A 13,092-nucleotide genomic window follows, 5' to 3' on the forward strand; every position below is an offset into this window, starting at 1 on the left:
TGTGCTAACTTCTGACCATGCCCTCACGTCGACCGACCTCCCCGCGCCGCGTCGGCGCCACGATCAGCGCACTCGTCACCGCCGCGGCACTGGTGGCGGGCTCACTGACCGCCTGCGGCATCGGTGCGGAGAACGGTGCCGGAAGCACCGCCCAGGCACAGGAGACCTCCTTCGGGACGGCGCTCGGGACGTTCAACTCCCTGGTCGGGGACGGCCTCCCGGACGCCCGTGACAGGCAGGGGGTCTCCCACGCCGCGACCGTCGGCGACGTGACCCCCGTGAGCGGGGACGGGGTGACGTCCCCCGCGGACGCCGACCTCCCCGTCGAACTGACGGACGCCGACGGGCACGACGTCACCGTCGGCGACATCTCGCGCATCATCCCCCTGGACATCTACGGCACGCTCTCGCGGACCCTCGCCGGACTCGGGCTCCGGGACAACATCGTCGGACGCACCGTGTCGTCCACCGAGCCCGCCCTGCGGGATCTCCCGGTGGTCACCCGGGGCGGCCATTCCGTCAACGCCGAAGCCGTGCTGAACCTGAACCCGTCGCTGATCCTCGTCGACGACAACATCGGGCCGGCCGAGGCCCTCGACCAGATCCGCGACGCCGGGGTACCTGTGGTCAGGGTCAGCCCCGGACACACGCTGGACTCCGTGGGCAACGACATCGCCACCGTCGCGGGAATCGTCGGCCTCCCGCGCAACGGTGAGCTCCTCGGCGAACGTGCCGACTCGGAGATCGCCCAGGCCACGTCAGCCATCCGTGAGGCCACCGACCGGGCCGTCCCCGGCCGCCCGCTACGCATGGCGTTCCTCTACGCCCGCGGCGACGGCGGCGTGTTCTACATCCTCGGCCCCGACGACGGCACCGACGACCTCATCGAGTCACTCGGCGGCGTCGACGCCGCGAAGGAGGAGGGCATCGGGCAGGCCTCCCCCGCCAACGCGGAGTCGCTGGCGGACCTCGACCCCGATGTACTGGTGATGATGGCGGACGGCCTGGACTCCGCCGGCGGGCTGGACGGACTGCTGTCCAGGCCGGGGATCGCGCAGACCACCGCCGGCGAGAACGAACGGGTCCTGGCCATTCCGGACAGTCAGTCGTTGAGCTTCGGGCCACAGTCCGGCGAGATGCTGCTCACTGCCGCGGCCGCGCTGTACGGCGGCTGAGCTCCCTGGCGACGGTCAATCCCTTGCACCGGTGAGCGCCCGCGCAGGACCGACAGTTCTCCGTGCGACCCAGCTGTCGAAAGCAGTCGTCGCCGAGCGTCAGGGCTGACCGATGTCGGCACCTGACTCACACGTCCGGGTACCAGTCCTGCACCGGGCGGTCGGTGTCGAGTGCCTCCTCTTCCCGCCGGCGCCGGTCATGGGCGAGCACGAATCTCACTGTGTCGGCCACCTCGGCTCCCACGTACCCCGGCACGGTCTTCACAGTGTGGTCCGCATAGCGCAAGAGCAACCAGTTCCACCTGGTGACCTGGTTGCCTTTGTGCCGGTCCCTGACGAAAGACGACCTCCGCGCCTTCCCCTCACCGTGGAACGCATAGCTGTCGATCTCGACCAGCAGACGCGCCTCCCTGATCATCACGTCGAACCAGTACCCTCTGAACAGCTTGTTCGTCTCCACGGTGACCGCGCCTGAAGCCACTTCCTCCGCCAGCGCACGCCTGATGACCTTCACCGCGGTCGTCTCCAGGTCACTCGCCGTGCCGAGGACAGCCCGGGGCAGGAACTGTGCGAGACGTGCCCGCTCACCACGGGTGAGACCGGCCCGGTCCTCGTCCAGCCGGCGCGTCCCCTTGAATCCGGAGTAGCCCATCTCCAGGACCCGCACGGCTGTTCCCTCGTCGGAGGCGCTGAGGTCGACCGCCACCTTCGCGGGGACGGAGACCTGGAGCCACTCCACCTGCCGGGAAGGTTTCGGTGTCCGTCGCCGGAGCACCAGGCGGGTCGCCGCGGTCCTGGACGTGGGGTGCTCCGCCGTCGCGGGCCACTCCATCGGAAGTGCACCGTACAGGAAGGCTGCGGTACGACCGGTGAAGATGATTCCCGGGTACGCCCTGGCGAAGGCCATGAGGATGATCTTCGGGTTGTCCTCGGAGACGTAGAACCCGTGGGCCACCCTGATGAGTTCCCCCTGTGTGACGGCACGTCCTATGTCCCTGTAGGTGTGTCCATCACTTCGTAGCTGTGCGCTGGACCAGATGGCGCGGTCCGTGAACTCCCCCACTGTCGCCCTCCCCTGTGCCGACGGGCGGCCCCCGTGCCGCCTTCACCGTCGCTGTGCCACTGTACCTTCGACGTCGTGGTCCGGGGGGCCGGGGAGTCAGGTGCCGGGATCTGCAGCCACCGAGCCTCCGCCGGGCCCGTAGTCGGCACCTGGTTCACAGGCCACAGGTCACCGGCCCTCGAGCTCCTCGATCCGGGCCTTCAGCGCCGCGATGTCGGCCCGGTACAGGTCCAGCCGTTCCTCGATGTCCTCACGGGTCCAACGCGGGGTGATCTGCTTGGAGCAGTTCGCGTCCGAGGCGGTGACGTCCACGATCACGACCCGCTCGATCACCGAGGTGATCCGACGCTCCCCCAGGTCCCGTACCTGCTCGACCAGGTCGGGGTCGTCGTCGGCCTCCACGGTGCGGGCGTGGCCGAAGACCTTCACCCTGGATCTGGTCGGGAAGTCGACGAAGAAGAGGCAGACACGGCTGTCCCTGTCGAGGTTCCCCGCGGTGACGAACTGTCTGTTCCCGGCGAAGTCCGGGAACATCAGGCGCGACCCCCCGGGTGTCGGGGTCACGGTCACGAAGCCGGCGGGCCCGCCCTTGTGCTGGACGTAGGGCCAGCCTGTGCCGGTGACGGTGGCCATCATGAACATCCGTGCCTGGCGGATGAGCTTGATGTCCCGCGGGTCGAGTTCCGCGCCGGACGCCCCCGTGGTGTCGACCCGGTTGCCGACCCCGCGGGCCTCCTGGCGAGCGGTGACGAAGTCGTCGAAGGCGATGTCCGGGTAGTTCTCCGTACGGTTCTCCGGGGTGTTCACTGTGTCTCCAGCCATCTGTCGATGCCGCCAGGGTAGTTCGTGGCCGTCACGCCGGCGGCGGCAAGCAGCTCGACGGCACGGGCGGAGCGGACGCCTGTCGCACAGTAGACGACCAACGGGTCACCGGCCAGCGCGCGTACGGACTCCGGCACACCGTTGGCGAGCGCGCTGAGCGGGACGTTGACGGCGCCCGGGATGTGGACGGTGGCGAACTCCGCCGGTTCGCGCACGTCGAGCAGCACGGCACCGTCGAGGGAAGGTGCCGTGACGGGCGGCTCCTCGTCGTGCGGGGCAGGCGTGGGCTCAGCCACCGGTGTCGGGGCCTCCCGGACCCGGTCCGCCACCGCCGGGTCCGCGGTGACGGGGATGTACTCCCAGTCTCCGGTGAGTCCCTGGTAGTAGCCGATCCGGCCGCTCAGTGGTGTGCCGGTACCGCTGAGGATCTTCACCGCCTCCATCGCCATCGCCGCCCCGACGATGCCGGTCACGGGGCCGAGGACGCCGGACTCCGCGCAGGACGGCACGCTCCCGGTGGGAGGCGGTGTGGGGAACACGTCCTCGTAGACCGGCCCTCCGGGCATGCCGAAGACGGACAGCTGTGCGTCGTACCCCAGCACCGACGCCCAGACGTGCGGGACACCGTGTACGGCGCACCCGTGGGAGGCGGCGTAGCGGGCGACGACGTTGTCGGTGCCGTCGAGCACGACGTCGGCGCCGTCGAGCAGGGTGACGGCGTTGTCGGCGGTGAGGCGTCCGCGGTGCACGGTGACGGTCATCTCCGGGTTGCGGGCGAGCATCTCCCGACGGGCCGACCCCGTCTTGTCCCCGCCCACCGCGGCGTGGGTGTGGATGACCTGACGGTGCAGGTTGGACAGTTCGACGTGGTCGTCGTCGACGACGGTGACGGTGCCGACGCCTGCGGCGGCGAGGTACAGCAGCGCCGGGGAGCCGAGCCCGCCGGCGCCGATGACGGTGACGTGTGCCCTGCCCAGGGCACGCTGCCCGGCGGCGCCGAAACCGTCCAGGGCGATTTGCCGCCGGTAGCGGGCGTACTGACGCGGGGGGAAGGTACTCACAGTCCCACCCAGTCCGTCGTGCCGTCGCTGCGTTGCTGTTCCTTCCAGATCGGCACACCTGACTTGACGGCGTCGGCGACCGCGGCGACCGCGGCGAAGGCCGGGCCACGGTGGGCTGCGGCGACAACGACGAGGAAGGCCAGGTCACCGACGGTGAGTTCTCCGGTGCGGTGTTCGACCCAGAGCCGGGTCTCGGGGTGTTCCGACACGGTGTCTTCGGCGATTCGGGCGAGGACGGCGGACGCGGTCGGATGGGCTGTGTAGGTCAGCGCACTGACCCCGTGTCCTGCGTCGTGGTCGCGGACCACGCCCTCGAAGGTGACGACGGCACCGGTGGCGTCTGTGCCGGTCCAGCGGCGGGCCTCGGCACGACGGTCCTCCAGGGGCACGTCAGTCACCGCCGTGTGGACGACCACCCCGGTCTGGGCGGCGACGTGGTCCGGGTCGCCGGTTCCGGCAGTGCCGTCTGACACGTCGGGCACGTCGGAGACTCCGGGGCCGTCAGTCATGGTCACCTCCGTCGAGCTGGTCCAACAGGTGGTCCAGCACCCCGTCGAGCACGGCGATGCCGTCGGCCACTCCTCCGCGGGAGCCCGGCAGTGTCATCAGGAAGGTCCGCCCGGCGACCCCGGCGACTCCCCCGGACAGCAGCGCCGACGCCACCCCTGCCTCGACGCCCCGGCGTCGGACGGCGTCGACGAGGCCGGGCAGCTCGTGGGTCAGGTGCGGGCGTAGCGCGGCGACGGTCTGGTCGGTGGGGCTGACTCCGGTCCCTCCGGTGGTGAGGACGACGTCGGGGCGTACCGGCTCCGCCAGCACCGTGTCGAGGTACCCGGCGATTCCGGCGTCGGCGACGACCTCGGCGTCGGGCACCGCCAGCCCCCGGCCACGGAGCCAGTCGACCAGCACGGGGCCGGTACGGTCGACGTGGTCGCCGGCGGCGGCGCGGGTGGAGACGACGACCACCAGTGCGCTGTGTGTGCCGGTCACCGCACGTCCCAGTCGCCGGACTTTCCACCGGACTTCGCCAGGACCCGCACGTCGTCGATGACGGCGTGCCGGTCGACGGCCTTGACCATGTCGTACACGGTGAGCGCGGCGGTGGTCACCGCGGTGAGCGCCTCCATCTCCACCCCGGTGACTCCCCGTGTCTTCACTGAGGCATCGATACGCACGGCCCCGGTCCCCTCACCGTCCTCCCGGCGGAAGTCGACGGTGATCCGGCCCAGCGGCAGCGGGTGGCACAGCGGGATGATTTCCGGGGTCTTCTTCGCCCCCATGATCCCCGCGACGCGGGCGACGGGGAGAGCGTCCCCCTTGGGCAGTCCGTCCGTCGCCGGGTCGAAGATCATGTCGAGGACCTCGGCGCGGGTTCGCACCCGCCCGGTGGCGAGTGCGGTACGGCTGGTCTCGTCCTTGGCGGTGACGTCGACCATGTGCGCCGACCCGTCCTCCCTGACGTGGGTGAGGTGGGTGAGGTGATCGTCCATGGCAGTCCAGGGTACCCGCCGTCGTCGTGTCTACACTGGGTCGCATGGTTGAGATCCGTTACTTCGCCGCCGCCCGTGCCGCCCGCGGCGTCGCGGGCGAGGAACACCCGGCGGCGGGCACCCTGGGTGACCTGCTCGACGAGCTGGGCGAACGGCACACCGGGACCACCGCAGGTGGGATGAGTCTCGCCGGGATCTTCGAGCGGTGCAGCTTCCTGGTCGACGGCCGTACGGTCACCAGGCAGGACGCCGCGTCGACACCGTTGGACGGGGTGGGACGTGTGGACGTCCTGCCGCCGTTCGCCGGAGGCTAGCCGGGACTGCCGCGCAGGTCAGAGTCGACGGGGGTTCGCCGTGTCCCGGCCGGACCGTGCACGGACCAGCGCAATTCCGCCGACGACGACCAGGTAGACCCCGATGAGGGTGAGACAGGCTCCGAGCGCCCGGTCCATGTCGTTGGCGCTGAGACCGAGTTCCACGAGCAGCGGGATGGTCCTGGTCCTGCCCGCGACATTGCCGGCGAAGGTCAGCGTGGCACCGTACTCCGACAGGGCACGGGCGAAGCTCAGGACCGTGCCGACCGCCATTCCCGGCCAGGCCAGGGGGACGAGGATATGCCGGACGGTCTGCCACCGCGACGCCCCGTCCAGTGCCGCCGACTCGGTGAGCACCTCCGGAATGCCCCGCAACGCCGTGGCCGTGGTGGCGACGAAGAACGGCAGAGACACGAACACCTGGACCACGACCACCGCCAGTGAGGTGTACGCCACCGACACACCGAGGCCGTCGAGCCACTGCCCCACGATCCCTCGCCTGCCCCAGAAGAACACCAGCGCCAGCCCCGAGACCACCGGCGAGAGAACCAGCGGGGCGAAGACGACCACCTGCACGGCGTCGCCCCGCCCCGGGTGGCGCCGGCTCAGTCCGACCAGCCACAGGGCCAGCGGGAACCCGAGGACCACGCAGAGGCCCGTCGCCGCCAACGCCGTCGACAGCGACAGGGTCAGCGACTGCACGGTGGCCGGGTCGGAGACCAGCGCGACGGCCCGGTGCCACGGGATGTTCAGCAGCAGTGCGACCAGCGGGCCGAGCAGCAGGAGTACCGCCACCAGGGCGATCAACGCCAGGAGGACGGGGACGGTGCCGCGTGCGCGGCGCAGTGTCCTACTCTGTACCGAAACCATGGTCCCCGAGGATCTCGCGGGCGGTGTCCGTGGTCAACCAGTCGAGGAAGTCCCGTGCCGCCGGGTCGCCCTGCCCTTCAGCGGTCAACGCCGCCGGGTAGGTGTTGAGCCCGACCCGGTCGCCGAGGTCCATGACCTGGACCGTGCCGTCGGAGGCGTTGTCCTGCAGGACTCGTGCGTCGGTGGTGTAGACGAAACCTGCGTCCACCTCTCCGGTGGCGACCTTCGTGGCCACGTCGCTGACGTTCGCTTCCTCGGTCACCGTCCAGGTGGCCGGCGGCACGTCCAGGTCACCGAGGTAACGGTGCGCCAGTGTGCCGCAGGGGACGCCCTCGGCACAGACGGCGAGACGACCGTCGGTGAGGGTGCCGAGATCCTCCGGTGAGGTGATGCCCAGCGGGTTGCCGGGGGCGGTGGCCAGGACGAGCCGGTTGGTGGCGACGACACGGGGCTCGGCACCACGGAACTGCGCGAGGGAGAGGGCGGTGTCCATGGTCTCCCCGTCGGCGCTGATGAACACCTCGGCGTCCGCGCCCTGTCCGATCTGCCGGACCAGTGCCGGGGAGCCGGCGAAGGTGTACTCCACGTCGGTGCCGCCGTGCTCGTCGGCGAAGGCGGCGGCGAGCTCGTCGCCCACGGTGCTCAACGACGCTGCGGCGTAGACCCGCACCGGCGACGCGCCGGAGGTTCCGCCGTCGTCACTGTCACCGTCGCCGGCGGTGGCGCAGGAGCCGGCGGCGAGCAGAGCAGCCGCCGTGAGCACCGCAGCCGGTGCACGGACACTCCGGACACTCCGGACGCTGCGGAGGTTCCGGTCGGACCTCGTTCCCATTGCTCTCCCCTGCCCCTGATCCGTTCTCGTCGGCTCTCGTCTGCTCTCGTCGGCGCGCCCGTCATTGACAGGTGCACCCGGTTTCACGGTAGACCAGAGGGGTCCGCCCACGTCCCTAAGGAGGCCACATCACCACCGAAGAACCGTCGGCACCGTCGGCACCGCCGCTACCGTCCGGTCACCGTCTGCCGCTGCGTCTCACCGACCGGTGGGGGCGCACCGCCGACGACCTCCGCATCTCACTGATCGACAAGTGCAACCTGCGGTGCAGCTACTGCATGCCCGCCGAGGGCCTACCCTGGCTGGCGAAACAGAACCTGCTCACCGCGGACGAGGCCGTGCGACTGGCGGACATCGGCGTGCGTCTGCTCGGGGTGAAGGACATCCGGTTCACCGGCGGCGAACCACTGGTCCGGCAGGACCTCGCCGACATCGTGCGGGGCGTGCGGCAGCGGCACCCGGACGTGCCGGTCTCGATCACCACCAACGCCATCGGACTGGACGGACGGATCGGCGAGCTCGTGGACGCCGGGCTGACCCGGGTGAACGTATCGCTGGACACCGTGGACCGGGAGACGTTCGCCGCGGTGACCAGAAGAGACCGGCTCCCCCGCGTCCTCGCAGGACTGGAGGCTGCCAAGGCGGCCGGACTGGAGCCGGTGAAGGTCAATGCCGTGGCCATGCGGGGGGTGAACGACGAGGGCGTGGTCGACCTGACCGGGTGGTGCCTGGACCACGGCTACCAGCTGCGCTTCATCGAGCAAATGCCCCTGGACGCCGACCGTTCCTGGGCCCGAACGAACCTGGTCTCCGCCGCCGAGATCCGCCGCCGGCTGTCGACGGTCTACGACCTCGCCGAGGATCCCGAACCCCGCGGCTCCTCCCCGGCACAGTTGTGGGAGGTCCGCCGACGGGGCGCCTCCCCCGACGCCCCTGCCCTGGGGAAGGTCGGGATCATCGCCTCGGTGACGGAGTCCTTCTGCGCTGCGTGCTCCCGCACCCGCGTCACCGCTGACGGCCGGGTACGCAGCTGCCTGTTCTCGCGGGAGGAGACCGACCTGATGGGTCTGCTGCGCAGGGGTGCCGACGACGACGAGATCGCCAGTATCTGGGCCACCGCCATGTGGGGCAAGCCGCGGGCCTACGGCTCCGACACGGTGACTCTCAACGACCCCGGGTACGTGCAGCCGGAGCGCACCATGAGCGCCATCGGCGGCTGAGCGCGACCGCTCCGCCCCCTCTCAGAACCAGCGGATCCGACCGCGGAGGATTCCGCGGTACGCCACTCCGGCCAGGGTGACGATCAGTGCGCCGGCCATCACCGGCGTCAGGACGAAGTCCCAGTTCTCGTGGGAGGTCATGATCACGATCGGCAGTACCGCGGCCGGCGGGTGCAGGATCCTCAGCCCGGACATCAGCATCACCGCTACCCCGGTGACGGCCCCGATCGCCCACCAGGACGGTGACAGCAGGGAGTCGGCGACGACCGCGACCACGGCGACGGCGAGGTGACCGCCGAGCACGTTCATCGGTTGGGACACCGGGGCCGCAGGCAGGACGAAGACCAGCACGCAGGACGCCGCGAAGCCAGCCATCAGCAGTGGGTGGCCCAGGACCTCGGTGAGGAGTCCCAGCAGGCAGATGACGGTGGTGACGGCCGCCCCGGAGACCAGCAGCGCCGCCGGGGTGAACTTCGGCTGGGGTCTGGCGAAGAAACCGGCGAAGGGGTTGTTCGGGTGCGGCGGCGTCGACATGGTCTCAGGGTACTGGGCGGGCCGTCACACCCGGTCCAGTGGATGGACCTCCACGACGTCGCCGGGGCCGAGGTCGGCGCCGGCGGGGACCCGGATCAGCGCGTACGCCTCCACGGACTGGGCGAGCAGGTGCGATCCGGCCCCGCCGACCGGGGTGGCCACCGCGCGGGCCTCCCGGTTGTCCACCAGGGCGCGCAGGAACCGGTCCTTCGAGGGCAGCCCCTGTACCGGTGCCGCCAGTTCCGCGGTCTCCGGTTCCGCCGCCTCGCCGAGGACGGGGGCGACGAACAGTCGGAAGCTCACGGCGGTGGACACCGGGTTGCCGGGCAGACAGATCACGGGGACCCCGTGGAACCGGGCGAGTCCCTGTGGCCCGCCCGGCTGCTGGGCGACGTGGCCGAACCAGCTGGACGGCTCCTGCTCCAGGGTCTGGCGGACTACCTCGAAGGCGCCGTGGCTGATCCCGCCGCTGGTGACGACGGCGTCGGGCCGGGCCTTGGTCACCGCGTCGTCCAACGCGGCGTGGAACGCCACCGGGTTGTCCGATGTGCGGACGGTGCCTGCGACCTCGATGCCGTGGACCCGGCTCAGGGCCTCCAGCATCGGCCCGTTGGCGTCGCGGATCGTGGCGGCGCCCGGCAGTGGCCCGCTCCCCTGCCCACCGGTGGTGATCTCGTCGCCCCCGGTGCAGATCACCACCCGGGCGGTCCGCCGCACCGGGAGTGTGGTGATGCCCTGGGCCGCGGCGACCCCCACTGTCCTGGGGTTCACCCGGTGCCCCGCCCGGAACAGGACGTCGCCGGCCCGGATGTCCGTGCCGCGCAGGCGCAGGAACTGCCCGGCCGGTGCCGCGGGCACGGTCACTTGTGCGGCCCCGAAGTCCGGCGGGTCGCATGCTTCGACGGGGACGACCGCCTCGGTCCCGGTCGGCAGGCGCGCTCCGGTCATCACCGGCACGACGGCTGTGCCGACGGCTCCGTCGGCACCGGGTGTGCCGGTGAGGATGTCGCGGGGGTCGACGCCGGCCGGGACTGTCCTGTCCACGGGGAAAGTGCCGCCGCCGAGATGGCCGGCCGCCAGGGCGTAGCCGTCCATCTGCGAGTTGTCGAAGGCCGGGGAGTCCTCGGCCGCCGCCACGTCCGCGGCGAGTCTGCGCCCCAGCGCCTGTGCCGGTGCCGTGTCGACCACCTCACGGTCGTCGACCAGCGACCTGATGTCGGCGACGTGCTGTTCGGGGCTGCGCGCGTGGTCGTGGTGCTGGTTCACCGTGACGAGGTTACCGGTGGGGCGCGGGCGCGCAACAGAAGACGCCGTCCCGTCCCGCTGTGGTCAGCGGGTCGGGACGGCGTCAGGGGCGTCGAGGGTTGCCCGACGCGGCCGGAAGGCTACTTCTCGGCGTTCTGGCCGGCCTTGAACGGGAAGCCCAGCTCGCGCAGCAGCGCGCGGCCTTCCTCGTTGTTGGTGGCCGAGGTCACCACGGTGATGTTCATGCCGCGGGGACGGTCGATGGAGTCGACGTCGATCTCGTAGAACATGGACTGCTCGTTGAGACCGAAGGTGTAGTTGCCGTTGCCGTCGAACTGCTGGTCCGAGAGGCCGCGGAAGTCGCGGATTCGGGGCAGGGCGACGGTCAGCAGGCGGTCGAGGAACTCCCACATGCGGTCGCCACGCAGGGTGACGCGGGCGCCGATGGGCATGCCCTCACGCAGCTTGAAGTTCGAGATCGCCTTCTTGGCCTGGCGGATCTGCGGCTTCTGGCCGGTGATCAGGGTGAGGTCCTTGATGGCACCGTTGATCAGCTTGGAGTCGCGGGCTGCCTCGCCGACACCCATGTTCACGACGACCTTGGTCACGCCGGGGATCTGCATGACGTTGTCGAAGTTGAACTCTTTGTTCAGGTTCTCCCGGATCTCACCGCGGTAGCGGGTCTTCAGACGGGGGGTGTAGTTGTCGCTCATCAGATGTCCTTCCCGGTGCGGCGGGAGATGCGGATCTTCTTGCCGTCCTCATCGAAGCGGTAGCCGACGCGGGTGGGCTCGCCGTCAGCGTCGAGAACCATCACGTTGGACACGTGGATGGGGGCTTCCTGGGTGACGATGCCCTCAGACTCGGCACCGCGCTCGGGTGCGGAGTTGACGACGTGCTTCTTGATGCGGTTGACGCCCTCGACAAGAACCTTGTCGCGCTTCGGGAAGGCCTCGATGACCCGGCCCTTGGCACCCTTGTCCGGGCCCGAGATAACCAGGACGGTATCGCCCTTACGGATCTTCATGGGTTACAGCACCTCCGGAGCGAGAGAAACGATGCGCATGAAGCGCTTGTCACGCAGCTCGCGGGCGACCGGCCCGAAGATACGGGTGCCGCGGGGATCAGAGTTGTCGACACCCTTGATCAAGACGGCTGCGTTCTCGTCGAACTTGATGTAGGAGCCGTCCGGACGACGGGTCTCCTTCTTGGTGCGCACGATGACGGCCTTGACGATGTCGCCGGCCTTCACGTTTCCGCCGGGGGCTGCTTCCTTGACGGTGGCGACGACGATGTCGCCGATGCCGCCGGAGCGTCGGGTGGAGCCGCCGAGCACGCGGATGACCAGGATTTCCCGGGCTCCGGTGTTATCGGCGACCTTCAGACGCGATTCCTGCTGAATCACTTCTAGTCTCCTTGTAGACCTAGTAGTTCTGTGCGCGTGGGATTACCGACCCTCACGCGCGCGGTCCGTGCCTCTACCGTGGCCGCCTCAGGCTGCTCCCCGACGCGCTCCCGGCACGGGGCCGTGACACGACGAGGGAACCTGCGGACCACAGGCAACCGCCCAAGTATGCCACCGGCAGGTGGCGGGGAACAAACCCGGGGCCGCAACGGCTCCCGCTGTACGGGCACGGGAAGTCTGCCACGCTTCTGCCGCGCATCAACCGAGGCAAGGCTTCCCCACCCCCGAATGGCGGTATGTGGTCGAGATCACAGTAACGGGCGTTCCGGGATGGTTACACACATACCCCGTAGGGTGCGTTCCGGGTTGCCGTGCGACGGCAGACGGCCGACCGCCCCGACGCCGCCCCGGAGTACCCACGGGGGCATACCCACCTCTAGCTGGCACGATACCCGCAATGCCACCAGAAGTAGGGGCACTGACAGAACCATCGGCGCCGCCGCAGAGGTGACCGGGAGATGAACAACGGACTTCCGCCGGATGACGCCGGCGAGGTCAGGTAAGCCTCTCGCAAGTCCGACGCCCCGTCCGCGAACCTGCTGAACGTGATTTACCCCACGACATCCCCGACGGCCGCTGGTAACTTCTTCGACGAACGGCGGGACCCCCGCCTCCGCCCGGAGATCCCCCTCCCCGGGCGGCCGCACAAGTTCAGTGAGGTAGACACACATGACCATCAAGAAGAGCCTGCTCGCCGCGGCCACCGCCGCCACCGTCACCATCGCCGGCACCGGCATCGCCGCCGCCGCTGAAGACACCGACACCGGCACCGGCACCGGCACTGAGGAGACCAACTCCTCCTCCGAACTCCTCGGAAGCATCGAGGGTTCCACCGAGACCCTCGGAATCATCAACGACTTCGGCGATGCCGTCGCCGGTTCGATCAGCATCCTGCCGAACATCAACGACGCCGTGAACGACTTCCAGGACATGGTCGACGACATCGCCGGCAAGATCCCCGCGCTGCCCTTCTGACAGCCCGCCGCCCCGCGCGGCCCCGC

17 protein-coding genes are annotated in these 13,092 nt (G+C 70.0%); 4 read left to right on the top strand and 13 right to left on the bottom strand.

Annotated features, from left to right (window positions below; translation table 11 throughout):
- Positions 1-17 precede the first annotated feature (17 nt).
- Entirely contained in the window at positions 18-1,175 is a 1,158-nt protein-coding gene (locus Q0A34_RS00820) for an ABC transporter substrate-binding protein (protein WP_291477514.1), read from the top strand.
- Between the two features lie 127 nt (positions 1,176-1,302).
- Here the strand turns inward: Q0A34_RS00820 and Q0A34_RS00825 are convergent, their stop codons facing one another.
- The 6 genes from Q0A34_RS00825 to moaC form a co-directional block, all read right to left on the bottom strand.
- Entirely contained in the window at positions 1,303-2,130 is an 828-nt protein-coding gene (locus Q0A34_RS00825) for a hypothetical protein (RefSeq protein ID WP_291477516.1), read from the bottom strand.
- Between the two features lie 276 nt (positions 2,131-2,406).
- Positions 2,407-3,060: a pyridoxamine 5'-phosphate oxidase family protein gene (locus Q0A34_RS00830; protein WP_291477518.1), complete on the bottom strand. Its 654-nt coding sequence runs from the start codon at positions 3,058-3,060 to the stop codon at positions 2,407-2,409.
- A complete protein-coding gene (locus tag Q0A34_RS00835; RefSeq protein ID WP_291477520.1) occupies positions 3,042-4,121 on the bottom strand; it encodes a ThiF family adenylyltransferase in 1,080 nt (359 codons plus the stop codon). The genes Q0A34_RS00830 and Q0A34_RS00835 overlap by 19 nt, the downstream gene beginning before the upstream one ends.
- Entirely contained in the window at positions 4,118-4,630 is a 513-nt protein-coding gene (locus tag Q0A34_RS00840; RefSeq protein ID WP_291477521.1) for a molybdenum cofactor biosynthesis protein MoaE, read from the bottom strand. The genes Q0A34_RS00835 and Q0A34_RS00840 overlap by 4 nt, the downstream gene beginning before the upstream one ends.
- A complete protein-coding gene (locus Q0A34_RS00845) occupies positions 4,623-5,111 on the bottom strand; it encodes a molybdopterin-binding protein (RefSeq protein ID WP_291477523.1) in 489 nt (162 codons plus the stop codon). The genes Q0A34_RS00840 and Q0A34_RS00845 overlap by 8 nt, the downstream gene beginning before the upstream one ends.
- Positions 5,108-5,611: a cyclic pyranopterin monophosphate synthase MoaC gene (gene moaC, locus Q0A34_RS00850; protein ID WP_291477525.1), complete on the bottom strand. Its 504-nt coding sequence runs from the start codon at positions 5,609-5,611 to the stop codon at positions 5,108-5,110. The genes Q0A34_RS00845 and moaC overlap by 4 nt, the downstream gene beginning before the upstream one ends.
- A 44-nt stretch (positions 5,612-5,655) precedes the next feature.
- Between moaC and Q0A34_RS00855 the strand changes: the two genes are divergently transcribed.
- A complete protein-coding gene (locus Q0A34_RS00855; RefSeq protein WP_291477527.1) occupies positions 5,656-5,925 on the top strand; it encodes a MoaD/ThiS family protein in 270 nt (89 codons plus the stop codon).
- A gap of 18 nt (positions 5,926-5,943) precedes the next feature.
- On the opposite strand, the gene Q0A34_RS00860 is transcribed toward Q0A34_RS00855, so the two are convergent.
- Entirely contained in the window at positions 5,944-6,795 is an 852-nt protein-coding gene (locus Q0A34_RS00860; RefSeq protein WP_291477528.1) for an ABC transporter permease subunit, read from the bottom strand.
- Positions 6,776-7,627 carry a molybdate ABC transporter substrate-binding protein gene (gene modA, locus Q0A34_RS00865; protein WP_291477530.1) on the bottom strand — a complete coding sequence of 284 codons (852 nt, stop codon included), beginning with the start codon at positions 7,625-7,627 and terminating at the stop codon, positions 6,776-6,778. The genes Q0A34_RS00860 and modA overlap by 20 nt, the downstream gene beginning before the upstream one ends.
- A 191-nt stretch (positions 7,628-7,818) precedes the next feature.
- Here modA and moaA point away from each other — a divergent pair, with 191 nt between their 5' ends.
- Positions 7,819-8,847 carry a GTP 3',8-cyclase MoaA gene (gene moaA / locus Q0A34_RS00870; protein WP_291477551.1) on the top strand — a complete coding sequence of 343 codons (1,029 nt, stop codon included), beginning with the start codon at positions 7,819-7,821 and terminating at the stop codon, positions 8,845-8,847.
- 21 nt (positions 8,848-8,868) lie between these two features.
- Here moaA and Q0A34_RS00875 read toward each other — a convergent pair whose 3' ends face one another.
- The 5 genes from Q0A34_RS00875 to rplN all read right to left on the bottom strand — a co-directional run bounded on the left by Q0A34_RS00875 (position 8,869) and on the right by rplN (position 12,031).
- Positions 8,869-9,381, bottom strand: a complete 513-nt coding sequence (locus Q0A34_RS00875; protein ID WP_291477531.1) for an HPP family protein — start codon at positions 9,379-9,381, stop codon at positions 8,869-8,871.
- A gap of 24 nt (positions 9,382-9,405) precedes the next feature.
- Positions 9,406-10,647 carry a molybdopterin molybdotransferase MoeA gene (locus Q0A34_RS00880; protein ID WP_291477533.1) on the bottom strand — a complete coding sequence of 414 codons (1,242 nt, stop codon included), beginning with the start codon at positions 10,645-10,647 and terminating at the stop codon, positions 9,406-9,408.
- A 119-nt stretch (positions 10,648-10,766) separates the two neighbouring features.
- Positions 10,767-11,339 carry a 50S ribosomal protein L5 gene (gene rplE / locus Q0A34_RS00885; protein WP_291477535.1) on the bottom strand — a complete coding sequence of 191 codons (573 nt, stop codon included), beginning with the start codon at positions 11,337-11,339 and terminating at the stop codon, positions 10,767-10,769.
- On the bottom strand, positions 11,339-11,653 hold the full coding sequence (rplX, locus tag Q0A34_RS00890; RefSeq protein ID WP_291477537.1) for a 50S ribosomal protein L24: 315 nt from the start codon (positions 11,651-11,653) through the stop codon (positions 11,339-11,341). Before rplX ends, rplE begins: the two co-directional genes overlap by 1 nt.
- A 3-nt stretch (positions 11,654-11,656) precedes the next feature.
- Entirely contained in the window at positions 11,657-12,031 is a 375-nt protein-coding gene (rplN, locus tag Q0A34_RS00895) for a 50S ribosomal protein L14 (RefSeq protein WP_291477539.1), read from the bottom strand.
- 729 nt (positions 12,032-12,760) lie between these two features.
- Between rplN and Q0A34_RS00900 the strand changes: the two genes are divergently transcribed.
- Positions 12,761-13,066 (top strand): hypothetical protein, encoded by a 306-nt coding sequence (locus tag Q0A34_RS00900; RefSeq protein WP_291477541.1) that lies wholly within the window; start codon positions 12,761-12,763, stop codon positions 13,064-13,066.
- The last annotated feature ends 26 nt before the right edge of the window (positions 13,067-13,092 follow it).

This window comes from Corynebacterium sp., from assembly GCF_022712195.1.
Lineage (GTDB): Bacteria > Actinomycetota > Actinomycetes > Mycobacteriales > Mycobacteriaceae > Corynebacterium.